Below are 24037 nucleotides of genomic sequence, written 5' to 3'. Positions count from 1 at the left end.
ACTGGCACCATGGACGCGGCAATCGGGCAAGTGGAAAGGCAAGAGCTTTATCGGTGGCGGGCGCTCGAAGGTGCGGGCTGTCCTGTTCATGGCGGCACTGGTTGCGTCCCGTCACAATCCGTTCCTCAAAGCCTTCCGCGATCGCCTCGTGGCATCCGGCAAGCCCAAGATCGTCGCCATTGTCGCCACCATGCGCAAGCTTCTCACCATCCTCAACGCCATCATCCGGGAAAATAAACCATGGCAAAACGCTTGACTGCCAAGACAGTCGCTCTGTCCTGCCGGACATCTCCCCCACAGGTGGGGAGATCGAATCGTGGTTAGCTCTCGGCCATCTTGAACGCCGTTGATGAAGTGGGCGCTTGCGTCTAGCCGATCTCCCTCCTTGTGGGGGAGATGTCCGGCAGGACAGAGGGGGGTGAGCCCCACCCACTGCCGTATGCTGTCTGGGAAATAACCCTACTTGCGCAGAACGTGCAGCATGCCCTTGCGCTTGGCATCGTAATAATAGCCACGGGCATAGAGGCGTACGGCATTGTCGCGGTCGTTGTCGGCGACGAGCCAGGCACCGCGGAGGTACTTTACCGCGTATTTCAGGTTGGTTTCAGCATCGAACAGGCCGGAGGCTGGGCCATCGAAGCCCATGGAGCGGGCTGTGGCGTGCTTGATCTGCATCAGGCCGAAATGGCCGCCGTTGATGGCATTGGGATTGTAGCGGCTTTCGCGCATGACCACGCGGTGGACGAGATCTTCCGGCACCTGATACATGGTCGCGTATTTGGTGATGAGGCCGCTGAGCTTTTGACGGCCAGCCATGGATGGCGCATCCAGTGACGGCGTCAGGCCTTCGCGGGTGCTGATGGCGGCAAGGGCTGCGTTTTGTGGAGCCGAGGCATAGGCCAGCATGGCACCTTGCGGTTTGGGAACAGGGATGACGCTTTGCTGGCGCATCATCTCTTCCGTCAATGGAACAGCGGCTGCCGATGGTGTGCCGGGTGCGCCCGGGGCAGGGGGGAAGCTGCCTTTGAGTGCAACGACCTGCGGCAGGGCAGAGGTGGCGGTCTGGTGTGTCAGAGCGGCTGCAGCAGGCGTTGTCGCTGCCGGTGCTGCGAGCGCAATCTGCTGGGTTGCTGCCTGTGGCTGAATTTGTGCGTCGATGGCTGCTGCGGCTGCAATTTCCGATGCAGGCGGCAAGGCGACGCGACCACCCTTCAGGGCGACTGCTGTCGGCAGGGGTTCGGTCGTGGAATTTGCTGCGACCTGCGCTGTGGCGGATGCCGTACCAGCCGGGTTTGCGGCGGCGGTTTCTTGAGTCTGGGCGGCGGGAGCCTGTGGTGCGGAGGCTATCTGAGGCTTGGCGACATCGCCCTTGGATGCGACTTCGACGCTTGTACATCCAGCCAGTGTCAGCGCAATGGCCACGGTGGACGACAAAAGAACAGCCGATTTCCGGCGAAAATTGCCCTCAATTTTCATGCGTCCGCCCTTGAATGTGCCTGTCGCTCGATACCACCGTTTCTTGCGAAGCAGGCAGTCCCTATCCGGCGATCATTAACCTATCGTAAGGTTTCCGGCAAGCAGTGACTTATATTCACGTTTCAAGCAGCGATTCGGCGGTATCCCGCAGTCACGGCACGCCCTGCAATGAAGTGCGTTCTTTTGGGGTTGCGCAGCTTTTTGGTGACGGACATGCGCCGCACGGAGGTGATGGTCAGCCGCGTGAAAGTGGCCTGGAATACCAGGCAGGCAAAGGCAAGCAGAAGGACGACCGCCTGCATTTGCATGATCATTTCGATGACGTCGCGTGTGCCGTTTACGAACTGCACCAGGAAGGCCACGAAGAAGCCGAAATAGCGCAGGCGCAGTGCTGCAATGACGAAGCAATCCGTGAAGATGGTGCCGAAGGTCTTGCCGCGCAGATTATCGTTATCCGCATTCGCTTCACGCGCTGCCGGCGTGGCTATCGTCCACAGACTGAACAGCATCAGCCAGCCGGTTCCAGCCCATTGAACGATATTGAGAACGGTGGAGGGCAGGAATTCGGAGCCTGCAACGACGATGGACGCCGCGGTAACCGTTGTAACGATGCCCAGTGTTGCGCCCATGACGGAGGCGACGAAGGCGCGTTTGCCGCGAATGGCCGCGTAGCTCGCGACTTTGAAGGATATGGGCGAAGGCAATGCGAACAGAATCACACAGGCTGCACAAAATACCAGCCAGACTTGTGCGGACATATGCGTTCCTCCTTGCCCTCCCCGACGTCATTTTCTTTTAACCTACAACATCGGCCCAGAAACCGAAACGGATTTCTGAGCCTGATATAGATAACGTGATGAGCGGTGTGTTTCCGCCACAGTCCATTAGCGGAGACACATAATGCGGCGCAGAGAAGCGCTTGGCCTGACGATCAGGCAGCCTTGTAAGGCTGACCGATGTGATCCATGACTTCGCCGAACCATGGAGTAGCAAGCTCGAAATGCTTGCCACCCTTGATGCGCGGGAACTCGATGGTGCGCAGCTTGCCGCCCTGGTCCTCATCATGACCGGTAACGCCAGAGATTTTGTTGAGTGCGCTTTCCACGGCCAGATCGACCATGCTCTGGATGAGGCGAAGATCCTGACCGTTGGCGGGGGCGGAGCGGGCGTAATAGCCCGACTTCTGCACCATGGTGCGTTCTGCGCCGATGAGGCTGGCGAACTGCTTCTGGAACCAGCCACCTACGTTGATCGTATCGATCTTGACGTGACCGAAGGCATCACGCTTGACGGTATCGCCAGCCGCCTCACGTTCGGCCACGATGGAATCGAGACCGGCACCTTCCGAGACGAACAGCGTGACGAAGCCGGTATCGTTCATGATCTTTTTCAGGCGTTCGGCTTCGGCCTGAATATCGAAGGCCATTTCCGGCAGATAGAGGCCGTCGATGCTTTTCAGCTTCTCGTCCATCAACAGACCTTCGACATATTCATTGCCCTTGGTCTTTTGAATATAGGCACGGGCGGTCGCAGCGGTAAGCCAGCCGCAATGGCGACCCATCACTTCATGAATGACGAAGGTTTTGGGTGCCGCGCTCTGCTCGTTGCTGACATTGTCGAAGAAGTTTGCGCCGACTTCTGCTGCGGTCCATGCGCCCAGCGACTGCTTGATGGGCACCACATCATTGTCGACGGTTTTGGGAAGGCCGACGACGGTGAGGTCATAGCCGTTCGCGCCGAGATAGGCGGCAAGATCTGCCGCCGTGGTGTTGGTGTCATCGCCGCCGATGGTGTGGAGAATCGTAACGCCATCGCTGGCCAGACGGTCGGCTGCAACCTTCAGCGGGTTTTCGCCTTCCTTGACGAGGCCGCGCTTGGCACAGTCTGCGGCGTTGGTCAGCTTGACGCGGCTGTTGCCGATGGGCGAGCCGCCATCGCGGTGCAGGAGGTGCGCTTTTTCCCGCATGTCTGCGGTGATTGCGACGCTGTCGCCCAGAAGAACGCCCTGATAACCGGAGCGATAGGCCACGATGTCGATATCAGGCGCGATGTCGCTGTAGCGTTCGATCAAGCCACCCACGGCAGAGGAGAGGCAGGGTGCGAGACCGCCTGCGGTCAACATTGCGACTTTCTGTTTGGCCATCGTGGCACTCCTTCGTGTTCATTCCAAAGATGTCGTGTGGCAAATGGATGCGTGACAGAATGTGGCATGTAAAGTGAATTTCTCAAGAAAATCGGGCGTTTCGGGGCGATTTTCAAAGTGATTGACGGCTTTTGCCGATCTAATCGTTTCAATCGCAGCTCTTGGGTCCATGCCATTGCCGACCTGTGGAAAACCAGTTTGACCGCGCGCCACAAACACTCAATCCAGCGCGACGAGCAGGTCTTGAAGATGAAAAAAAGTTAATGAGCCGCGACCTTTATGCATATTGCATTCGTCAAGCTGCGCTTTATGCTTGATGTCATGATGTACGATTTTGCCTGTTTGCAACTTTCATCTCTGTGGGAACGGCTGCTCGGCGCTATAGGCGATGCAGCGGGCAACGTGCTGGGTCGTGTGATCGAGGCCGTTCGAACCGTGTTCGAAGGCGACGCGGAAACACGCAGACAAGTTTCCTTTTCGGTCGCCATCATTGCGCTGTCTGCCAAGATGGCCAAGGCCGACGGCATGGTGAATGATGCCGAGGTTCAGGCTTTTCGCCAGATTTTCGATTTTCCCGAAGATGAAGCCAAGAACGTGGCACGCTTATACAATCTGGCTCGCCAGGACGTGGCCGGTTACGAGGCCTATGCGGAGCGGCTTGCAGGGCTTTGCGGTTCTGGTGACCAGAACTGCGAAATGCTGGAAAGCGTCGTTGACGGACTGTTTCACATCGCCAAAGCCGACGGCTTGATTCACGAGCGTGAACTGGCGTTTCTGGGACGTATCTCGGAAATATTCCGTATCAGCGACGATCATTTCGAGACGATCATGGCACGGCATGTGCATATGGAAGGGCGCGATCCCTACCGGGTTCTGGGTGTTTCGCCGTCCGACGAGTTTTCCGACATTCGCCGGCGCTATCGTTCGCTGGTGGCGCAACACCACCCGGATAAGCTCATCGCTCGCGGCGTTCCCATGGAGCTGCATGCGGCGGCCAATGAGCGTATGGCAGCGCTGAACGCGGCCTATGCGGCCATCGAGAAAGAACGCCGCGTCGCATGAGTGAATTCACAGCGGACTATGCGGGTGCTTCCGTCGTGCCTTCTCCGAACCATGGCGAGCGGGAAGGGGTCGATGGCCCCGATATCATCATTCTTCATTATACCGGCATGAACAGCGCCGATGGTGCATTGGCGTGGTTGGCCAATCCTGAAAGCCAGGTCTCCAGCCATTACTTCGTTTACGAAGACGGCCGCGTCGTGCAGATGGTGCCGGAAAGCCGTCGTGCGTGGCATGCGGGTAAGAGCCTTTGGGACGGGGCTGTCGATATCAACTCCCGCTCTGTTGGCATCGAGATTGCCAATCTGGGTCATCCTGCCGGATTGCCGGAGTTTCCTGAAGTCCAGATAAAAGCGGTCATCGAATTGTGTCGCGATTGCGGCGCGCGGTGGTCCATCGCGCCTGAGCGGGTGCTGGGACACTCCGATATCGCGCCTATCCGCAAGATCGATCCGGGTGAAAAATTCCCGTGGGACATCCTGTCGCAGAACGGTATCGGCCACTGGGTGACGCCTGCGCCCATAGGCGGCGGTCGTTTCTTTCAGCGCGGCGATAGCGGCCAGCCCGTCGAAGCCTTGCAATCGATGCTGTCTCTCTATGGGTACGGCATTGAAATAGATGGTGTTTATGGGGAGCAGACCGAGGGTACCGTGGCGGCTTTCCAGCGCCATTTCAGGCCTGCTTTGGTGGATGGCATTGCCGATGTCTCGACCATCGATACGCTGCACCGGTTGATTTTAAGCCTGCCAAAATTTCGCAGCGTTTAAAGCGATTTCTTAGAAAAATCGTTCAGTAAAATTGATTTGGCCAAGCGTATTTTCTGCCTCGCCACAGTAATTCCTTATTATGCCCCTCTATAACCCCTCATCAAACCGCGACCTGTTCCGTTTCGAACAGAGATCGTCAACAATAATGATGAGGACTTTTGCCGGATTGTTCCGATGAACTCTCCCGTTGGCTTCGCTATGCAGTGAAGCCCCCAAAGTCTTCGTATCGGAGATCCTTTTTACTGATGAGAAGAGTGCTTTTTGCTGTCTCGGCCTGTCTTTCCATGCTCGCGGCACAGAGTGGTATCGTTTTAGCCAAGGACGACGTGAAGACCCAAACCATTCCGCTGGAAACCTATTTCCGCAAACCCGGCTATCCCATTCCCGAGAAGTCTCTTCCGACAGTTTTGAAGAATGAATATTCCGACCTTATCATTAAATATGCCAAGCGTTACGGCGTGCCAACCAATCTGGCGCATGCCATCGTTTCCGTCGAGAGCAAGTTCAATCCGAAGGCGCGGGGACGTGCCGGCGAAGTCGGTCTCATGCAGATCAAGCCCGCCACGGCGCGGATGATGGGCTATCGCGGCACGACCAAGGCGCTTTACGATCCTGAGACCAACATCCGCTGGGGCATGCAATATCTGGCGATTGCTCACCAGCTCGGCGGCAGCCAGGTGTGCAGCACGATTTTGCGCTACAATGCAGGCCACGGGGCCACGCGCATGAACCCGGTCTCGAAGCGTTATTGCGGTAAGGTGCAGGCCCTGTTGCAGAGTTGATGCATTGCACCACCCGCTCGTCACTGGAATCCAGTAGACGTGCGTCCGCGCGGCGGTAAAAGAGTCTTTTTCAGCCCGAGGACTTGGGCTGACTGGGTTCCTGTGACAAGCACAGGAATGAGGACCGTGGGGATGTGAAAGATGCCGGATTTCAAATATATCGTCGTCGGTGCGGGCATGATGGGCGCGGCGGCGGCGCGCCATCTTTCCATCGCCACAGATGGTGTGGCGCTGATCGGGCCTGCTGAACCGCTGGATCGCAAGAACCACAATGGTGTGTTTTCCAGCCATTACGACGAAGCGCGAATCACGCGTGGTTTCGATGGTGATCCGGTCTGGGCGGAGCTGGCGAAACGCTCCATCGGTCGTTATGCGCAGATCGAAGCGGAAAGCGGCATTCGGTTTTACCATGGGGCGGGTTGCCTGTTTACCGGCAACGGCAAGGGTTTGGGCGGCGACTATGTGTCGGGTGCCATGGCGGCGCGTGACCGGTTGGGGCTCGAGGTGGAGGTGCTTGATTCGGCAAAGCTGGGACAGCGCTTTCCGATGTTCGACCTGCCTGATGATCATGATGGTTGGTTCGAGCCGCGCAATGCGGGCTACGTCAATCCGCGCGCCTTGGTGAAGGCGCAGGTCGCGATTGCCAAAGCGCAGGGCACCAAGCTGATCCGCGAGACGGCGATGCGCATTCACGATACCGGCTCCGGCGTTGAGGTGGTGACGGATGGGGGGCAGCGCTACACGGCGGAGAAGGTCATCGTCGCTGCGGGTGGCTTCACCAATATGGCCGATCTGCTGCCATCGAAAGTGGATATGGCGGCGACGGGCCGGACCATTGCGTTTTTCGAGTTGGACGACGAAAAGCAGCGGTCTTTTGATGGAATGCCTTCGACCATCGTGCTCGCGGAAAATGCCGACGACATCGTCTACATTCTGCCGCCGGTGAGATATCCCGATGGCAAGGTTTACCTGAAAATCGGTGGCGAGAGTGAAAAGGGCAGGCTGGAAACCTTGGATGAGGCGGTGGCCTGGTTTCACTCGGATGGGACGGCAGGCGAGGTCGATTTTCTGGTGAAGCGCGCGATCGAGTTGATGCCGGAGCTTGCCGGTTGCCCTGTTAGGTCAGGCTCCTGCGTGGCCTCGATCACGCGCACGGGTTATCCATATATTGGATATACGCAGTCATCGAACATTGCTGTTTTGACGGGCGGAAATTTCGTTTCGGCGAAATCTTCGGATGAGATCGGTAGGTTGGGTGCGGTTCTGTTGCTGGATGGGCAATTGGTGGAAGAGGATTTTGCGGGGCAGGTGGGGCCGGTGTTTGTTTAGTTGCTGCATTGGATGATGGCGGGTGTGGCTTACCCCCCTCTGGCCTGCCGGCCATCTCCCCCACAAGGAGGGAGATCGGCTGGGCGAACGAACCCCGCTTCACTCTCAACGTTAGAGATGGCCGAGAGCTAACCACGATTCGATCTCCCCACCTGTGGGGGAGATGCCTGGCAAGGCAGAGGGGGGTAAGCCCCACCCACCATCACCTTACTCCAAACCCTCTGGCATCGATTCCGCAAACCGCTACAACTCGTTGTAACGGAATCGAAACTCGGTGAGCTCGAACATGGCAATACAGTTTAGATATATCGTGGTCGGTGCGGGCATGATGGGGGCTGCGGCGGCTCGGCATCTTGCGGAACATACGGATGGCGTGGCGTTGATCGGGCCGCGTGAACCTGATGATATCAAGAGCCATACCGGCGTTTTCGCCAGCCATTACGACGCGGCGCGCATTACCCGCACCATCGATAGCAACGCGGATTGGGCGCGTCTCGCCAACCGTTCGATTGCCCGGTACGCGGACATAGAGTGCGAGAGCGGCGTTGAGTTCTACGGAGAGGTCGGTTGCCTGATTGTAGGTAAGAAGCGTGGCACTGGCTTTCCCTATATCGAGAATGTGTGTGCGGCTGCGGAGACGCTGGGTGTCGAGACAGACATTCTCCATTATGCGGAGCTTGCTGCGCGGTTCCCTTATTTTACATTCGAGAGTGGCTGCGAAGGTGTGTTCGAAAAGAACAATGCCGGATACGTCAATCCGCGCGAACTGGTGCGAGCGCAGATTGCGGTCGCTGAAAAGCGTGGCGTGACGCGGATCGATGACGTCGCCGTCAGCGTGCGGGAACAGGGCGGTGTTGCTACGGTGACGACTGCCTCCGGCGCGGTCTATACCGCGGAAAAGGTTCTGGTTGCAGCGGGCGGGTTCTCCATTGCCGATGGGCTGTTGCCGCAGGCGCTTGAGATGGAGGTTTATGCCCGGACCGTTGCCTTTTTCGAGATCCCCGATGACGAGCTGCATGTTTATGCCGGCATGCCGTCGCTGATTTATGAGCCTGAAGATCCGCGCAAACACATCTATCTTTTGCCGCCGGTGCGCTATCCCGATGGCAAGTTTTATCTGAAGATCGGTGGAGAGCCGGATGATGTTCCTCTGACGACGGATCAGGAGATACGCGAGTGGTTCCGTTCTGGCGGAAACGCTGAGGTTCGCGATAATTTGTCCGATATCATCGAGACACTGATACCATCCATCGACCGAGCCCGCATTTCCATGGCGGCTTGCGTGACCTCCTATACGCGCAGCGGTTTCCCGGCCATTGGCTACACGGCCTCGCCGAGCATCGCCGTTTTGACGGGTGGATGCGGTGCTGCTGCTAAAAGCTCTGATGAAATCGGGCGGTTAGGGGCGGAGCTTCTTGTTGAGGGTCAAATCATCGACAAGGGCTATGAGACGGATTTTGCGCCGGTTTTCTCGGCGTAATGATCCGTTTGCGGATTTTCCGGTGGCTTTCGTTTCTGAACCCGTCTAAGGAGCCCGTGCCAGTTGGCCGGGCAGCCGCGCTTTACCAATGTCGAAAGACGGTAGGGTGAGGAAAGTCCGGGCTCCACGAAAACACGGTGCCGGATAACGTCCGGCGGGGGCGACCCTAGGGAAAGTGCCGCAGAGAGTAGACCGCCACTTTTATAGTGGTAAGGGTGAAAGGGTGGGGTAAGAGCCCACCGCGCCGCTGGTAACAGGGGTGGCATGGTAAACCCCACCGGGAGCAAGACCGAATAGGGATGACGTGGGGTGCGCGCAAGCGGACCTACAGCCGGTTTTTGGGCGAGTCATCCGGGTGGGTTGCGAGAGGCGGCGTGCAAATGTCGTCCCAGATGAATGGCTGCCACGTTCCGGGTCAAACCGGGGCCATACAGAACCCGGCTTACAGGCCAACTGGCAAATTCCTTTTTAATACAGGCTCTTAGGAGCCGACCTCCCTCATCGTATATAAGTACTTGTTATTGCTTCTAAAATAAGATTTTAGGGGCGATTTTTTATTGTCGTTGCTCAAGCCCTTGAATGAACACGGTAAACCATTCGTTAAACTTAACGGGATATGAATACTCGATCCGAGGCTGGTATCCCGCCGGCTTCTCCCATTGACGCCCAAAGTGTCCCATGGTATCCCAAATGCACACCACAAAGGGTCGTGTTTTTGACCCGCAATCTCTGAAACGGAGAGGCCTGCAAGGGTCCGATGGGCATTACGTCCTACCGGTCAGCGATTTGTCGTGCGTAACGGTGTTGCCGGTCGGTGCAAGTTTCGGCTCTGCATTTGGCGGCTTTGGCGAGTTTAAGAATGGGTCGATTTTTATCGAACGTGACGAACAGGATCGACGCCAAGGGGCGCGTTTCGGTTCCGTCTCTGTTTCGTTCGGTGCTGACGGAGCGCGGCATTCAGGAGCTTTATTGTCTCCAGGATTTTGCATTTCCGGCCATCAGCGTAGGCGGTCCGGACTTGCTCGAACGATACGAACGGCAGATCGCGTCGATGGATGCGTTTTCGCCGGAAGCGAACGCAATGTCGCTGCTGGTTCACGGCGGCGGCATTTTCATGAAGCTCGATGCGGAAGGGCGGTTGATGGTGACGGATTTCATGCGGGAATTCACCAACATCACCACCGAGGTTACCTTTGTGGGTCGAGCGGATCATTTTCAGTTGTGGCAACCCGAAGCGTTTTACGAGGCGCAGAAGGCTGCAAGAACGGGGCGCGGTTTTACGGCTGCTCGCCCCGTATAGGACGGGGAAACGGAATGGCGGCGAATTCTGGCGAACAATCTTCTGATGCCGGTGGCGGACCGGTTCGCCACATTCCGGTTCTTCTCCACGAAGTTCTGAAAGCGCTGGAGCCAGCGCCCGGAAAAGTCATTCTCGACGGTACTTTCGGCGCAGGCGGTTACAGCCAGGCCATTCTCGATCAGGGCGCGCATGTCATCGCACTCGACCGTGACCCCAATGCCATAGCCGATGGCCAGGCTATGGTGGCCGCCAATGGCGGTCGTCTGTCGCTCATTCAATCGCAGTTTTCCAATCTTGCAGCGCATGCGCCAGCCGAAGGGTTGGATGGTATCGTGCTCGATATCGGCGTTTCCTCCATGCAGATCGACGAGGCCGAGCGCGGCTTCTCGTTCCAGCGCAACGGCCCGCTGGATATGCGCATGTCGTCCTCGGGTGTATCGGCTGCCGATGTCGTCAACCGTTGCAAGGTCGGTGACCTCATTCGCATCTTCGGTTTTCTCGGTGAGGAAAAACAGTCGGGCCGCATTGCGCGCGCCATCGAAAAGAAGCGTGCCGACGAGCCTTTCCGCACCACGCGTGATCTGGCCGGGCTGATCGAGATCGTGACCCCACGCAAGGCCAAGGACAAGATTCACCCGGCAACGCGGGTGTTTCAGGCGCTACGCGTGTTCGTCAATGATGAACTGGGTGAGCTGGCGCAGGCTTTGTTTGCAGCCGAGCGGGCCTTGAAGCCCGGTGGTCGGCTGGTCGTGGTGACGTTCCATTCGCTGGAAGACCGCATCGTCAAGAAATATTTCGCCGATCGTTCCGACCGTGCTGCGGGCTCGCGCCATATGCCGATGCTCGCTGCCAAGTCGGCGATTTTCGATGCCCTTGGCAAGCCGATGATTGCCGCTAGTGACGATGAGGCGGATATCAATCCGCGTGCCCGTTCTGCCAAGCTGCGCGCCGGTGTCCGCACAACGGCACCCGCGCGGCCAGCCGACATTTCGATCTTCGAGCTTCCCGATCTCACAAGCCTCGAAAAGATGGGAGGCTGACATGCTGCGTACTCTCGATTTCATTTTGATGGGTGTGATGGTGTCTGCTGCCGTCGTGACCTACACCATCAAGCATCAGGCCGATGTGAAGCTGGAATCCGTCAAGAAGCTGGAAACCGAAATCAAGCTGGAGAAGGACACCATCGACCTTCTGCGGGCGGACTGGGCGCTGCTGACGCAGCCGAACCGTCTGCACCGTCTGGTCAATGCCTATCAGGGCGATCTGGCCTTGGCACCGACACAGCCGACGCAGCTTTCCCAGCCGAAGGAATTGCCGATGCTGCGCTCGCAATTGCCGCAGCCACCGGAGCCGCAGGGCATGAGCGTGGAAGATGTGATTGCCGCTGCCATGAACGGCTCCAAGCCCGGTGCGACGCTGGGCGGCGCAAAACCCAAATCCAAACCTGCCGGACAGATCGTCGCCACTGGCGGCACCCCCGTACCACAGCCGCGTGCGCGGGCTGCGCGCCCTGCACAGCCTATGCCGGCTGTGCGTGCAGAGCCGGGCGACGAGGCTGGCGATATGGATGAAACGATAACTGGAGCGGTGGACTGATGTCTTTTCTGTCACGCGTCATGGTTCTGAAAAGCAGGGCTCATTTTTCCGCAAGCACCAGCGGCTTTGCCGACCATGCTGCCTTCGAAGGTGCGCGCAAGCGGCGCGCCACACAGGCGAAAACCCGCGTTGGTCTGCTGATCGTCGGTTTCATCGCATTTTACGGCGTCGTCGGTGGACGTCTCGTTCAATATGGTATGACCCAGCCGGAAACCGTTTCCAGCATTGCGCCCGCAGACCGGTTGATGGCCTCGCGCCCCGACCTTCTCGACCGCAACGGCGAAGTGCTGGCGACCGACATTCGCACCGTTTCCCTGTTTGCCGAGCCACACCGCATTGTCGATGTCGATGAAGCCATCGAAAAACTGCAGACGGTTCTGCCCGATCTGGATACGCGCGGCACCTATCAGAAACTGAAATCCGAATCGCGCTTCCAGTGGCTGCGTCGCCAGTTGACGCCGAAGCAGCAGAGCCAGATTCTGGCGCTTGGCATTCCCGGCATCGGATTCCGTCCTGAGAAGCGTCGTTTCTATCCCGGAGGGCATACCGCCGCTCACGTCGTTGGCCATGTAAATATCGACAACCGCGGCGTTGCCGGTATGGAGCGGTATCTCGACAGCCAGGGTCTTGCTGACCTGACGGCACTCGGCATGACATCCGACCAGCCGTTGGAACCGGTCAAGCTTTCGATCGATCTGCGTGTGCAGGCCATCGTGCGTGAAGTGGTTGCGGATGCCATCAAGAAGTTTCAGGCGATCGGGGCAGGCGCTGTCGTCATTAATGTTCACACCGGCGAAATTCTCGCCATGGCATCGCTGCCGGATTATGATCCGAACAACCCGGCTGAAGGTGCCAAAGAGGGCTGGCTGAACCGCATGTCGAACGGCACGTTCGAGATGGGGTCGACCTTCAAGTCCTTCACCATCGCCATGGGTCTGGATTCCGGCAAGGTGCACATTAACGATACGTTCGATGCACGTGCGCCGATCCGCATCGGCGGCTTCACCATCAAGGATTTCCACGGCAAGGGCCGCATCCTGTCCGTGCCTGAAATCTTCCAGTATTCCTCCAACATTGGTACTGCAAAGATTGCCGATACGGTTGGCATCGAAGGCCATAAGGAGTTTCTGACGCGGCTTGGTCTTCTGACCAAGATGCAGACGGAGCTGCCGGAAATCGCCATGCCATCGCAGCCGCGTGTGTGGAAGAAGATCAACTCGGTGACCATTTCCTTCGGTCACGGCGTGTCCACGACACCTTTGCAGACGGCGATTGCCGGTGCGGCACTGGTGAATGGTGGCAAGCTGATCGAGCCGACTTTCCTGCCGCGCACGGTGGCGCAGGCCGATCAGGTGGCCAAGCAGGTCTTGCAGCCGGGTGCCAGCAAGGACATGCGCTTCCTGTTCGAATGGAACGGCGTCAATGGTTCTGGCCGTAATGCGCGTGTCGAAGGCTTCAATGTGGGCGGCAAGACCGGCACGGCCGACAAGGTCGTCAACGGTCGCTATGTTCACGACAAGAACTTCAACGCCTTCCTCTCTGCCTTCCCGATGGACAAGCCGGAATATGTGGTTCTGTCCTTCATCGACGAACCGAAGACGGACAAGGGCAATGGCGCAGCACTGGCCGGTACATCTGCGGCACCGATGGTGCACGATATCATCGCCCGTTCCGCAGCCATTCTTGGCGTCAAACCCAAGTTCGGCAAGGACGGTTCGGCCTTGCTGGTGTCTTATTGATTGGTACAGCTTATGACGGACCGGCGAATCGCGCCGGGGGGACAAGACGGACACATCGATGAATTTGCGAGACCTCTCCGGGACTGAGTTTCCGGAACTGAACGAGTTGCTGCGGACAGAGACCGGAGCGCTGGATATTACCGGGATTACGGCGGATAGCCGCGAGGCCCAGCCAGGATCGCTGTTCGTGGCGGTTGCCGGTACCAAGGCGGATGGCAGCACTTACGTGCAGGACGCCGTGGCCAAGGGTGCGGTCGCAGTCGTCTCCGGTCACGCCATCGAAACCGGTGTGCCGGTTCTCGTTGTCTCCGACCCGCGCCGTTATCTCTCCCTTTCTGCCGCGCGCTTCTATGGCAAGCAGCCTGAGACGATGATTGCCGTGACCGGCACGGCGGGCAAAACCTCGGTCGCTTCCTTCATTCGTCAAATCTGGACTTTCGCGGGTCATGCTGCGGCACAGATTGGCACCACTGGCGTTATCGCACCCGGTCGCGAAGAGTATGGTTCGCTGACGACGCCTGATCCGGTTTCCCTGCATGCGCTGCTGGCCGAATTGGCGGACGAAGGCGTGACCCATGCGGCGATGGAGGCGTCCAGCCATGGCCTCGACCAGCGCCGACTGGATGGCGTGAAACTGGCAGCCGCCGGTTTTACCAATCTCGGTCGCGACCATATGGATTATCATCCCACCATCGAAGACTATATGGCCGCCAAGATGCGGCTGTTCGATACGCTGTTGCCGAAGGGTTCTCCGGTCGTCATCTTCTCTGACGACGCATGGTCGGACCGCGCCATCAAGGCCGCCAAGGATGCGGGCCATGATGTGCGCACAGTCGGTCGCAAGGGCGATTATCTGGCGCTGAAACGCGTCGAGCATTTCCGCCACAAGCAGATGATCGAAGTGCATCTCCAGGGCAAGATTTTCGAAGTCGATATTCCGCTGGCCGGTGATTTTCAGGTCGCCAACGCGCTGGTTGCCGCAGGGCTTGCGATCTCGACTGGCGTTGCCCCTTCGGTGGCGCTCAAGGCGCTGGAAAAGCTGGTCGGGGCCGCTGGCCGTCTCGAGCTGATCGGCCAGACCAAGAACGGTGCGCTGGCTTATGTGGATTATGCGCACAAGCCGGATGCGCTGGAAAATGTGCTGACCTCCGTACGACCATTTACATCCGGTCGTATCATCACCGTTTTTGGCTGCGGTGGAGACCGCGACAAGGGCAAGCGCCCGATCATGGGCGAAGTTGCCACGAGGCTTTCCGACATCGTGATCGTGACGGATGACAATCCGCGCTCGGAAGAGCCGCAGACCATCCGCTCCGAAATCATGACTGCGGCACCCGGTGCGCTTGAAATTGCAGACCGGGCAGCGGCTATCAGCCATGCCGTTTCGCTGTTGGGGAATGGCGATACTTTGATTGTAGCGGGTAAGGGGCATGAGGAAGGTCAGATTGTTGGCGGCGTGACGCTGCCATTTTCGGACCATAAACAGGTGCGTACTGCGCTGGAAGGATTGTAGATTTGAACTGGTTATGGACAGTCCCGGACATGGTCGCCGTCATGGCAGGCCGTCCGGTCGGCAACCTGCCGCAAGGCATTACAGGCATTTCCATCGATAGCCGCTCCGTGCAGGAGGGCGAAGCCTTCTTCGCGATCAAGGGCGACCGGGTGGATGGTCACGATTATGCAAGCTTTGCCGTCGCCAATGGCGCTGGGCTTCTGGTGGTATCGGAATCCAAACTGCCGGCGCTTGGTCGGCTGACCGTACCGATGATCGTCGTTGAAGACGTTCTGGCTGCCTTGGTGAAGCTCGGCATCGCTGCCAGAGAGCGGACATCGGCCCGTGTCATCGCTGTGACCGGTTCTGTGGGCAAGACGACGACCAAGGAAATGCTGCGGCAGGTTCTTGCACCATCCGGCAAGGTCCATGCCGCCGTGTCTTCCTTCAACAACCACTGGGGCGTGCCGCTGACATTGGCGCGTATGCCTGCCGATACGGAATTCGGTATCTTCGAAGTCGGGATGAACCATGCGGGCGAAATCAGCCCGCTGGTCAAGCAGGTAAAGCCGCATCTGGCCATCATCACCACCATTGCGGCGGCTCATCTCGGCAACTTCAACAATCTCGAAGAAATTGCCGCTGCCAAGGCAGAAATCTTCGACGGAGTCCTGCCGGGCGGTGCTGTCATTCTCAACCACGACAATGCGCAGTTCGAGCAGTTGGAGCGGGCGGCGTTCGATGCCGGTATCGAGCATGTGCTGACATTCGGCCAGCATGCCAAGGCCGACTTCCGTCTTGCCGATTTTGAGAGCACGCCGAACGGATCCACGATCTGGGCCATCATCAACGGTGAGACCAGCGAATTGCATATCGGCGCGGCTGGACGGCATATTGCTGAAAACGCCATGGCCGCCATCGGCGCAGTTGCCGTCCTGGGTGCCGATATCGACAAGGCATTTGCCGCACTTGGGACTTTGGAAGCGGTGAAGGGCAGGGGGCAGCGCCATCGTCTCTCCGTCGGCGAAGGCTCGTTCCTGATGATCGACGAGAGCTACAATGCCAATCCCGCTTCCATGCGCGCGGCCATCGCGTTGCTGGCGGCGGCAGAGGTGAGCGGCAACGGGCGGCGCGTGGCCGTGCTGGGCGATATGCTCGAAATGGGCGAATTCGCGGCTGAAGTGCACGAGGAATTGTCCGGGCCGCTTCTGTCTGCGGGCATCGAACATGTCTGGCTTGCGGGTGAGTCGATGACGGCTCTTCGCGCTGCTCTGCCGGAAAGCGTGAGCGTTGCGTGGTTTCCAACAACGGCAGAACTCAACGAATTCGTTCTCAAATGGGTGCAGCCGGGCGATGTATTGATGATAAAATCGTCACTTGGCGTCGGTTTCGGCAAGATCGTAGCGGCCCTTCTTGACAAGTATCCGGCATTCCCCGAGACGGGACGCCAAATCTGAGCATTTTAACCGGACACTAGAGCAGTGTTCGGTGAAACCGTGCTGAAACGAAAACTTGAAGCGGCGCAGGCACACGCGTTTTGCTGCCCGCCGCTTTAACGGCCTTTTGAAAGGGCAAACATGCTGATCTGGCTCGTTGAACTGTCGGACAAAGTTCAAGTCTTCAACCTGTTCCGGTACATTACGTTCCGGGCTGGCGCTGCATTGTTCACCTCCGCCCTCATCGTCTTCCTGTTTGGTCCTGCCATCATCAATTCCCTGCGCATCCGTCAGGGCAAGGGTCAGCCGATCCGTGCCGATGGCCCGCAGACGCATTTCAAGAAGGCCGGTACGCCCACCATGGGTGGACTAATGATCCTTGCGGGCATTCTTGGCGGTTCGCTGCTGTGGGGTGACCTCTCCAACGTCTATGTGGTTGCCGTTCTGATGGTGACGCTCGGCTTTGGCGCCATCGGCTTTTACGATGACTATCTGAAGGTTACCAAGCAGAGCGACAAGGGTTTTTCGGGCAAGGCGCGCCTTGGCATCGAATTCGTGATTGCTGCGATTGCCGTGTTCTTCATGATGGAAATCGCGCTGGCGACGGCACCACATGGTGGTACGCTGGGAAGCTCGATCGCCTTTCCGTTTTTCAAGGAGTTCGTCGTCAATCTCGGCTATTTCTTCGTTCTGTTCGGCGCATTCGTCATTGTTGGTGCGGGCAATGCCGTCAACCTGACGGATGGCCTCGATGGCCTCGCTATCGTGCCTGTCATGATTGCGGCAGCGACCTTCGGCGTCATTTCCTATCTCGTCGGTAACGCGATTTTCGCCAATTATCTCCAGATCAATTTCGTGCCGGGAACCGGCGAACTTGCTGTCATCGTCGGCGCCGTCATCGGGGCGGGCCTCGGCTTCCTGTGGTTCAACGCACCGCCCGCCGCTATCTTCATGGGTGATACGGGTTCGCTGGCACTTGGCGGCCTGATCGGCTCCATCGCGGTCGCCGTCAAGCACGAGATCGTCATGATCATCGTCGGCGGCCTGTTCGTCATGGAAACGCTGTCGGTCATCATTCAGGTGTTCTGGTTTAAGCGCACCGGTAGGCGCGTGTTTCTGATGGCACCGATCCACCACCACTTCGAGAAAAAAGGCTGGACGGAAAGCCAGGTGGTTATCCGCTTCTGGATCATCTCCGTGGGCCTCGCCATGCTTGGCCTTGCTACGCTGAAGCTGAGATAATCGCATGATCCCTGTCACCTCACTCACGGATAAAAAGGTTGCTCTGTTCGGTCTGGGTGGCTCGGGCCTCGTGACTGCGCGGGCGCTGGTGGCTGGCGGTGCAGATGTTACGGCATTCGATGACAATCCGGATAGTGTCGCCAAGGCTCAGGCCGAAGGCATACACACAGCCGACCTGCGCACGCTGGACTGGTCGAAGCTCACAACCTTCGTGCTGGCACCCGGTGTGCCGCTGACGCACCCCAAGCCGCATTGGTCTGTCGACCTTGCCCGCGCCGCTGGCGTGGAGGTGATCGGCGATATCGAACTCTTCGTGCGCGAGCGCCGTGCGCATGCGCCGGATTGCCCCTTTATCGCGATTACCGGCACCAACGGCAAATCCACGACGACAGCGCTGATTGCGCATATTCTGACATCGTCGGGTCGCGATACGCAGTTGGGTGGCAATATCGGTACTGCGATCCTCAGCCTTGAGCCGCCGAAGGCGCAGCGCTTCTATGTGGTCGAATGCTCGTCCTACCAGATCGATCTTGCACCGACGTTGAACCCGACTGCTGGCATTCTGCTGAACCTCACGCCTGACCATCTCGACCGTCACGGCACGATGCAGCATTATGCCGACATCAAGGAGCGGTTGGTTGCGGGCAGCGATACGGCGGTTGTCGGCGTGGATGACAGCTATTGCACACTGATCGCTGATCGCATCGAACGCGCTGGCGTCAAGGTGTCGCGGATTTCCAAACGCAACGTGGTCGCGGACGGTCTTTATGCCGAAGGCAGCCGCATCATGAAGGCCGAGGGCGGCACCTCGTCGCTGCTGGTCGATCTCGATGGCGTCCAGACCCTGCGCGGTAGCCACAACGCCCAGAATGCGGCAGCGGCCATTGCTGCCTGCCTTGCGGTTGGCGTTTCTGTCGATGAGGTGAAGGCGGGGCTGAACTCCTTCCCCGGTCTCAAACACCGCATGCAGCCGGTGGGCCGTCGTGGCAACGTGACCTTCGTCAATGACAGCAAGGCAACCAATGCGGATGCGGCGGCACCGGCCTTGTCCAGCTATGATCGCATCTACTGGATTGCGGGCGGTCTGCCGAAGGCGGGCGGCATCAGCAGCCTTTCACCCCAGTTCTCTCATGTCGCAAAAGCGTATCTTATCGGCGAAGCAGCACCGGATTTTGCCGCGACGCTGGGTGAGAGCGTGCCTTACGAAATCGCCGGAACGCTGGACAAGGCCGTCGCGCATGCGGCAGCGGATGCGCAGGCGGATGGCAGAGATGGCAATGTCGTGATGTTATCCCCGGCTTGCGCAAGCTTCGACCAATATAAGAATTTTGAAATACGTGGTGATTCGTTCGTCGGCCATGTCGCAGCACTGGATGGCATGACGATGTTGGTAGGCTCGGAAAAGGGAGGCTGAAGAAATGGTAAGCCGTATTGACCGTGGACCGGTCGCGGAATGGTTCTGGACCATCGACCGTTTCTTCCTGACGGCGTTCATCGCGCTGATGGGTATCGGCCTGATGCTGTCTTTCGCGGCGTCTCCTGCGGTTGCCGAGCGCATCGGCCTCAACAGCTTCTTCTTCGTGGAGCGTCAGGCCATGTTCATGGTGCCATCTGTGGCGATCATGCTGGGCCTGTCCTTCCTGACACCGCGCCAGGTGCGCCGTGTCGCCGTCATCATGCTGATTGCCGCGCTGCTGATGATGATCTTTGCGCTGTTCTTCGGTATCGAAGTCAAGGGCGCGCGCCGCTGGATTTCCATCGGCTCGTTTTCCATTCAGCCGTCTGAATTCATGAAGCCAGCCTTCGTGATTGTTTGTGCGTGGCTGTTTGCCGAGCGCGCCCGGCATCCTGAAATTCCCGGCAACCTCTTTGCCATCATCACCTTTGGCATCGTGGCGGCCCTTCTCATTGCCCAGCCGGACTTTGGTCAGACCATTCTGACGTCAGTCGTGTGGGGCGGCATGTTCTTCATGGCTGGTATTCCGTGGTTCTGGATCATCATGCTGGGTGGTCTTGGTGTTGGCGGCATCGTCACCGCCTATCTGATGCTGCCGCACGTGGCCGGTCGTATCGACCGGTTCTGGACGGGCGAGGGCGACACCTTTCAGGTGGATACGGCACGCGAAGCCATCATTCGCGGCAACTGGTTCGGCCAAGGACCGGGCGAAGGCATCGTCAAGCGCATCATTCCCGATAGCCACACCGACTTTATCTTCTCCGTTGCGGCGGAAGAGTTCGGCATTCTGTTCTGCATGCTGCTGGTCGCGATTTTCGCTTTCATCGTGCTGCGCGGTTTGAGCCACGCCTTTAAGGAAAAGGACGATTTCGTCCGTTTCGCCGTTGCTGGCCTTGTGCTGCAGATCGGTATGCAGTCGATGATCAATATTGGCGTTAATCTGGAACTGATGCCCGCCAAGGGCATGACGCTGCCGCTGATTTCCTATGGCGGTTCTTCCATGATGGCGATTTGTGTGACGGCCGGTTTCCTGCTGGCGCTGACCCGCCATCGCCCGGAAAAACGTGCGCAGGAGCGCAGTTTCTTCCGGGTCAATGCAGGCCTTCCTGCGGAGTAAAAATATGAGCAAAGGTATTGTTCTGCTTGCCGCCGGGGGAACCGGCGGCCATGTGTTTCCGGCAGAGGCGCTGGCATACGAGTTGAAGGCGCGCGGTTATTCCGTGCATCTGGTGACCGACAGCCGCGCCGAACGTTACGCGGGCAAGTTCCCAGCCGATGAAATTCACGTCGTGCCATCCGCCACCATCGGCTCCAAGAACCCCATTGCCGTTGCCAAAGCCTTGCTGAAGCTGTGGACCGGCCTTCGTGCTGCCCGCCGTCTCGTGACCAAGTTGAAGCCGGTAGCCGTTGTAGGTTTCGGTGGTTACCCCACCGTGCCGCCGCTTCTGGCCTCCACGGGCCTCGGCGTGCCATCGATTATCCATGAGCAGAACGCCGTGATGGGCCGCGCCAACAAGGCACTGGCGAAGCGTGTGAAGGCCATCGCGGGCGGTTTTCTACCTGAGACGCAAGGGGAATATGCCGCCAAGACGGTGACGACCGGCAACCCCGTGCGTCCTGCCGTGCTGACGGCTGCCGATGTCGCCTATACGCCCTCCCATGCCGGTGAGCCGTTTCAATTGGTCGTCTTTGGCGGAAGCCAGGGCGCGCAGTTTTTCTCGGCTGCGGTCCCCGCGGCCATCTGCCTTATGCCGAATGAGCAGCGCAGCCGTATTTCCGTGACGCAGCAGGCGCGCCCTGAAGACAAAGACAGCGTTATCGCCTCCTACAAGAAGCTCGGTGTTGCCGCGGATGTCTCGCCGTTCTTTGGCGATATGGCGGAGCGTATCGCCGGTTCCGATCTTGTCATCAGCCGGTCGGGTGCTTCCACAGTTTCCGAACTCTCCGTCATTGGACGTCCGTCTGTTCTCGTGCCTTATCCGCATGCGCTGGATCATGATCAGGCGGCCAATGCCGCGGCGCTTTCGGCTGCTGGCGGTGCAAGCGTTATCAAGCAGTCGGACCTGACACCGCAGAAATTGTCTTCGCTGCTCAGCGATGCGATGAACGATCCCGAACGATTGGCAAGCACGGCGGCGGCGGCGAAAGCAACCGGCAAGCCGAATGCCGCTGGCGCGCTCGCTGATCTGGTCGAAGCCATTGCGCGGGGACAACCGGTTGCGCAATTCAAAACAAACAATAAAGGAGTGCATCCATGAAGATGCCGAAAGCCATTGGTCTCGTCCATTTCATCGGAATTGGCGGCATCGGCATGAGCGGCATTGCCGAGGTGTTGCACAATCTCGGCCATCGCGTTCAAGGCTCCGATCAGGCAGACAGCGCCAATGTGCAGCGTCTGCGTGACAAGGGCATCGAGGTCTTTGTTGGGCAGGCTGCCGAAAATCTTGGTGAAGCCGAGGTCGTTGTCGTTTCGACCGCCATCAAGAAGAACAACCCGGAACTGATCGCGGCGCGTGAAAAGCACCTGCCGATCGTTCGCCGCGCCGAGATGCTGGCCGAGCTGATGCGCTTCCGCAATGCGATTGCCATTGGCGGCACGCATGGCAAGACGACGACGACCTCCATGGTCGCGACGCTGCTGGAAGCGGGTAATCTGGACCCGACCGTCATCAATGGCGGCATCATCAACGCTTACGGCACCAATGCGCGCATGGGTGAGGGCGAGTGGATGGTGGTGGAGGCCGACGAATCCGACGGCACGTTCCTGAAGCTGCCCGCCGATGTGGCCGTCATCACCAATATCGACCCTGAGCATCTGGACCATTACGGCAATTTCGATGCCGTGCGCGAGGCCTTCCGTCAGTTCGTGGAAAACGTGCCGTTCTACGGTTTTGGCGTGTTGTGCATCGACCATCCCGAAGTTCAGACGCTGGTCGGCAAGATCGAGGACCGCAAGGTCATCACCTATGGTGAAAATCCGCAGGCCGACGTGCGCTTCTCCAATGTTCGCATCGATGGGACCAAGTCGATTTTCGACGTGGAAATCCGTCGTCGCCGCACGGGCAAGATCTTCACTTTCACCGATCTGGTGCTGCCGATGCCGGGTCGTCATAACGTCTCGAATGCAACGGCGGCGATTGCCGTTGCCAATCGTCTCGGCATTTCGGTCGAGGATATCAAGAAGGGGCTTGCCTCCTTCGGTGGCGTCAAGCGCCGCTTCACGCTGACGGGCGAATCCAACGGCGTGCAGGTTTTCGATGATTATGGCCACCACCCGGTCGAGATCAAGGCCGTGCTGAAGGCTGCGCGTGAAGCTTGCAGCGGTCGCATCATCGCCGTGCATCAGCCGCACCGCTATTCGCGTCTTTCCAGCCTATTTGAAGATTTTGCGCATTGTTTCAACGATGCGGACACAATTCTTCTTGCTCCGGTCTATGCGGCGGGCGAAGATGCAATCGAGGGTGTGAACTCCGAGACGCTTGTTTCAGCCACACGGGCTGCCGGCCATCGCGATGCTCGCTATCTCACCTCCCGCGACGATCTGGCCAAGACTGTCGCAGGGATCGCGAAACCGGGTGATTTCGTGGTTCTTTTGGGGGCTGGCAACATTACGCAATGGGCAGCGGTGCTGCCCTCGGAATTGGATAGCATTTCAGGAAAGTCTGCATGAGACAGGTGGATGGGGTAAAGTTGCTGGAGAGACTCGGCGACGGAGTAAAGGAACTCAGAGGACGTTTGACGCCGGATTCGCCGATGGATCGCGTAACGTGGTTCAGAGCAGGCGGTCTGGCGGAACTGATGTTCCAGCCCCATGATACGGACGACCTCATCGCTTTCCTCAAAATTCTGCCGGAAGATGTTCCGCTGACGGTTGTCGGCGTCGGTTCGAACCTGCTGGTTCGTGATGGCGGCATTCCCGGCGTTGTCGTGCGTCTGTCCGCCAAGGGCTTCGGCCAGGTGGAACTGGCGGGCGAAAACCGCATCAAGGCCGGTGCCATCTGCCCGGACAAGCACATCTCTGCGATGGCCATGGACAACGGCATCGGCGGTTTCCATTTCTATTACGGCATTCCCGGCTCCATCGGTGGCGCGCTGCGCATGAACGCCGGTGCCAATGGCGGCGAAACACGCGACCGGGTGGTAGAAGTCTACGCGGTCGATCGCAAGGGCAACAGCCACGTGCTGTCCAACGCCGATATGGGTTACAGCTATCGTCACTCAGAAGCATCGAAGGATTTGATTTTCACCGGCGCGCTGTTTGAAGGCCACCCGGAAGATCGGGCAAAAATCCGTGCAGACATGGATGCGGTTCGCCTTCACCGTGAGACGGTCCAGCCCATCCGCGAACAGACCGGCGGCTCGACCTTCAAGAACCCCGAGGGACATTCGGCCTGGAGCCTTATCGATGAGGCAGGCGGCCGCGGCATGGTCATCGGCGGCGCGCAGATGTCGTCGCTACATTGCAATTTCATGATCAATACCGGCCACGCCACGGGCTACGATCTGGAATATCTGGGTGAAGCCGTGCGCAAGCGCGTGTTCGAACATGCGGGTATTCGCCTGGAGTGGGAGATTAAGCGGTTGGGGCTGTTCATGCCGGGCCGTGAGGTTGAGCCGTTTATGGGGGCGTGAGTGCATCAGCGCGGTCAGCGCGACTACGGTTATTGTCTCCCTCATTCCTGTGACAAGCACAGGAATGAGGGGCATATTTTTTCTCGCAGGTGTACTGTATCTGTTAGC

The 24037-nt window shown here is 58.5% G+C and carries 21 protein-coding genes and 1 other RNA gene; 19 read left to right on the top strand and 3 right to left on the bottom strand.

Annotated elements, in window-relative coordinates; all coding sequences use genetic code 11:
- Window positions 1-256 (top strand): transposase (locus DSM25558_RS25045; RefSeq protein WP_143240156.1); only part of this gene is annotated, 256 nt, incomplete at its 5' end.
- Window positions 257-459: 203 nt separating this feature from the next.
- Here DSM25558_RS25045 and DSM25558_RS25040 read toward each other — a convergent pair.
- From DSM25558_RS25040 to DSM25558_RS25030, 3 genes are all read right to left on the bottom strand, one after another.
- The gene (locus DSM25558_RS25040) at window positions 460-1476 is read right to left on the bottom strand and encodes a lytic transglycosylase domain-containing protein (RefSeq protein ID WP_077107350.1); all 1017 of its coding nucleotides are present in this window, start codon (window positions 1474-1476) and stop codon (window positions 460-462) included.
- Between the two features lie 122 nt (window positions 1477-1598).
- Window positions 1599-2234 (bottom strand): LysE family translocator, encoded by a 636-nt coding sequence (locus DSM25558_RS25035; RefSeq protein WP_077107349.1) that lies wholly within the window; start codon window positions 2232-2234, stop codon window positions 1599-1601.
- A 173-nt stretch (window positions 2235-2407) separates the two neighbouring features.
- Window positions 2408-3619, bottom strand: a complete 1212-nt coding sequence (locus tag DSM25558_RS25030; protein ID WP_077107348.1) for a pyrophosphate--fructose-6-phosphate 1-phosphotransferase — start codon at window positions 3617-3619, stop codon at window positions 2408-2410.
- Window positions 3620-3940: 321 nt separating this feature from the next.
- Here DSM25558_RS25030 and DSM25558_RS25025 point away from each other — a divergent pair, with 321 nt between their 5' ends.
- From DSM25558_RS25025 to murB, 18 genes are all read left to right on the top strand, one after another.
- Window positions 3941-4681, top strand: a complete 741-nt coding sequence (locus tag DSM25558_RS25025) for a J domain-containing protein (RefSeq protein ID WP_077107353.1) — start codon at window positions 3941-3943, stop codon at window positions 4679-4681.
- Window positions 4678-5445 (top strand): N-acetylmuramoyl-L-alanine amidase, encoded by a 768-nt coding sequence (locus tag DSM25558_RS25020; RefSeq protein ID WP_077107347.1) that lies wholly within the window; start codon window positions 4678-4680, stop codon window positions 5443-5445. The genes DSM25558_RS25025 and DSM25558_RS25020 overlap by 4 nt, the downstream gene beginning before the upstream one ends.
- Window positions 5446-5690: 245 nt before the next feature.
- Window positions 5691-6227, top strand: coding sequence for a lytic transglycosylase domain-containing protein (locus DSM25558_RS25015; RefSeq protein WP_077107346.1), 537 nt, complete (start codon window positions 5691-5693; stop codon window positions 6225-6227).
- Window positions 6228-6368: 141 nt separating this feature from the next.
- The gene (locus tag DSM25558_RS25010) at window positions 6369-7556 is read left to right on the top strand and encodes an FAD-dependent oxidoreductase (protein ID WP_077107345.1); all 1188 of its coding nucleotides are present in this window, start codon (window positions 6369-6371) and stop codon (window positions 7554-7556) included.
- A 286-nt stretch (window positions 7557-7842) separates the two neighbouring features.
- Window positions 7843-9036, top strand: coding sequence for an NAD(P)/FAD-dependent oxidoreductase (locus DSM25558_RS25005; RefSeq protein WP_077107344.1), 1194 nt, complete (start codon window positions 7843-7845; stop codon window positions 9034-9036).
- Between the two features lie 59 nt (window positions 9037-9095).
- Window positions 9096-9497, top strand: an RNA gene (gene rnpB, locus DSM25558_RS25000) — RNase P RNA component class A.
- 398 nt (window positions 9498-9895) lie between these two features.
- Entirely contained in the window at window positions 9896-10336 is a 441-nt protein-coding gene (mraZ, locus tag DSM25558_RS24995) for a division/cell wall cluster transcriptional repressor MraZ (protein ID WP_077107343.1), read from the top strand.
- A gap of 14 nt (window positions 10337-10350) precedes the next feature.
- Window positions 10351-11376 (top strand): 16S rRNA (cytosine(1402)-N(4))-methyltransferase RsmH, encoded by a 1026-nt coding sequence (rsmH, locus tag DSM25558_RS24990; RefSeq protein WP_077107342.1) that lies wholly within the window; start codon window positions 10351-10353, stop codon window positions 11374-11376.
- Window position 11377: 1 nt separating this feature from the next.
- On the top strand, window positions 11378-11932 hold the full coding sequence (locus DSM25558_RS24985; protein WP_077107341.1) for a cell division protein FtsL: 555 nt from the start codon (window positions 11378-11380) through the stop codon (window positions 11930-11932).
- The gene (locus tag DSM25558_RS24980) at window positions 11932-13671 is read left to right on the top strand and encodes a peptidoglycan D,D-transpeptidase FtsI family protein (protein WP_077107340.1); all 1740 of its coding nucleotides are present in this window, start codon (window positions 11932-11934) and stop codon (window positions 13669-13671) included. The genes DSM25558_RS24985 and DSM25558_RS24980 overlap by 1 nt, the downstream gene beginning before the upstream one ends.
- 58 nt (window positions 13672-13729) lie before the next feature.
- Window positions 13730-15184, top strand: a complete 1455-nt coding sequence (locus DSM25558_RS24975; RefSeq protein WP_077107339.1) for a UDP-N-acetylmuramoyl-L-alanyl-D-glutamate--2,6-diaminopimelate ligase — start codon at window positions 13730-13732, stop codon at window positions 15182-15184.
- Between the two features lie 2 nt (window positions 15185-15186).
- A complete protein-coding gene (locus DSM25558_RS24970) occupies window positions 15187-16620 on the top strand; it encodes a UDP-N-acetylmuramoylalanyl-D-glutamyl-2,6-diaminopimelate--D-alanyl-D-alanine ligase (protein WP_077107338.1) in 1434 nt (477 codons plus the stop codon).
- Window positions 16621-16740: 120 nt separating this feature from the next.
- Window positions 16741-17841, top strand: coding sequence for a phospho-N-acetylmuramoyl-pentapeptide-transferase (gene mraY / locus DSM25558_RS24965; protein WP_077107337.1), 1101 nt, complete (start codon window positions 16741-16743; stop codon window positions 17839-17841).
- Window positions 17842-17845: 4 nt separating this feature from the next.
- Entirely contained in the window at window positions 17846-19255 is a 1410-nt protein-coding gene (gene murD, locus DSM25558_RS24960) for a UDP-N-acetylmuramoyl-L-alanine--D-glutamate ligase (protein WP_077107336.1), read from the top strand.
- A 4-nt stretch (window positions 19256-19259) separates the two neighbouring features.
- Window positions 19260-20414 (top strand): putative lipid II flippase FtsW, encoded by a 1155-nt coding sequence (gene ftsW / locus DSM25558_RS24955; RefSeq protein ID WP_077107335.1) that lies wholly within the window; start codon window positions 19260-19262, stop codon window positions 20412-20414.
- Between the two features lie 4 nt (window positions 20415-20418).
- Complete coding sequence (gene murG / locus DSM25558_RS24950; RefSeq protein WP_077107334.1) at window positions 20419-21555, top strand: undecaprenyldiphospho-muramoylpentapeptide beta-N-acetylglucosaminyltransferase; 1137 nt, start codon at window positions 20419-20421, stop codon at window positions 21553-21555.
- Window positions 21552-22967 carry a UDP-N-acetylmuramate--L-alanine ligase gene (gene murC / locus DSM25558_RS24945; RefSeq protein ID WP_077107333.1) on the top strand — a complete coding sequence of 472 codons (1416 nt, stop codon included), beginning with the start codon at window positions 21552-21554 and terminating at the stop codon, window positions 22965-22967. The genes murG and murC overlap by 4 nt, the downstream gene beginning before the upstream one ends.
- A complete protein-coding gene (murB, locus tag DSM25558_RS24940) occupies window positions 22964-23929 on the top strand; it encodes a UDP-N-acetylmuramate dehydrogenase (RefSeq protein WP_077107332.1) in 966 nt (321 codons plus the stop codon). Before murC ends, murB begins: the two co-directional genes overlap by 4 nt.
- The last annotated feature ends 108 nt before the right edge of the window (window positions 23930-24037 follow it).

This window comes from Agrobacterium sp. DSM 25558, from assembly GCF_900100825.1.
Taxonomy (GTDB): Bacteria; Pseudomonadota; Alphaproteobacteria; order Rhizobiales; family Rhizobiaceae; genus Agrobacterium.
The sequence above is the reverse complement of the archived record's forward strand: the minus strand, read 5'-3'. Positions and strand labels throughout refer to the sequence as shown.

Bases quoted from the DNA above. Each gene is read 5' to 3' on its own strand.
- mraZ (WP_077107343.1), top strand. From the start codon at position 9,896: ATGGGTCGATTTTTATCGAACGTGACGAACAGGATCGACGCCAAGGGG.
- DSM25558_RS25040 (WP_077107350.1), bottom strand. From the start codon at position 1,476: ATGAAAATTGAGGGCAATTTTCGCCGGAAATCGGCTGTTCTTTTGTCG.
- murG (WP_077107334.1), top strand. From the start codon at position 20,419: ATGAGCAAAGGTATTGTTCTGCTTGCCGCCGGGGGAACCGGCGGCCAT.
- DSM25558_RS25010 (WP_077107345.1), top strand. From the start codon at position 6,369: ATGCCGGATTTCAAATATATCGTCGTCGGTGCGGGCATGATGGGCGCG.
- DSM25558_RS25020 (WP_077107347.1), top strand. From the start codon at position 4,678: ATGAGTGAATTCACAGCGGACTATGCGGGTGCTTCCGTCGTGCCTTCT.
- rsmH (WP_077107342.1), top strand. From the start codon at position 10,351: ATGGCGGCGAATTCTGGCGAACAATCTTCTGATGCCGGTGGCGGACCG.
- murD (WP_077107336.1), top strand. From the start codon at position 17,846: ATGATCCCTGTCACCTCACTCACGGATAAAAAGGTTGCTCTGTTCGGT.
- DSM25558_RS25005 (WP_077107344.1), top strand. From the start codon at position 7,843: ATGGCAATACAGTTTAGATATATCGTGGTCGGTGCGGGCATGATGGGG.
- DSM25558_RS25030 (WP_077107348.1), bottom strand. From the start codon at position 3,619: ATGGCCAAACAGAAAGTCGCAATGTTGACCGCAGGCGGTCTCGCACCC.
- murC (WP_077107333.1), top strand. From the start codon at position 21,552: ATGAAGATGCCGAAAGCCATTGGTCTCGTCCATTTCATCGGAATTGGC.
- DSM25558_RS25035 (WP_077107349.1), bottom strand. From the start codon at position 2,234: ATGTCCGCACAAGTCTGGCTGGTATTTTGTGCAGCCTGTGTGATTCTG.
- murB (WP_077107332.1), top strand. From the start codon at position 22,964: ATGAGACAGGTGGATGGGGTAAAGTTGCTGGAGAGACTCGGCGACGGA.
- DSM25558_RS25025 (WP_077107353.1), top strand. From the start codon at position 3,941: ATGATGTACGATTTTGCCTGTTTGCAACTTTCATCTCTGTGGGAACGG.
- mraY (WP_077107337.1), top strand. From the start codon at position 16,741: ATGCTGATCTGGCTCGTTGAACTGTCGGACAAAGTTCAAGTCTTCAAC.
- DSM25558_RS25015 (WP_077107346.1), top strand. From the start codon at position 5,691: ATGAGAAGAGTGCTTTTTGCTGTCTCGGCCTGTCTTTCCATGCTCGCG.
- ftsW (WP_077107335.1), top strand. From the start codon at position 19,260: ATGGTAAGCCGTATTGACCGTGGACCGGTCGCGGAATGGTTCTGGACC.
- DSM25558_RS24985 (WP_077107341.1), top strand. From the start codon at position 11,378: ATGCTGCGTACTCTCGATTTCATTTTGATGGGTGTGATGGTGTCTGCT.
- DSM25558_RS24980 (WP_077107340.1), top strand. From the start codon at position 11,932: ATGTCTTTTCTGTCACGCGTCATGGTTCTGAAAAGCAGGGCTCATTTT.
- DSM25558_RS24975 (WP_077107339.1), top strand. From the start codon at position 13,730: ATGAATTTGCGAGACCTCTCCGGGACTGAGTTTCCGGAACTGAACGAG.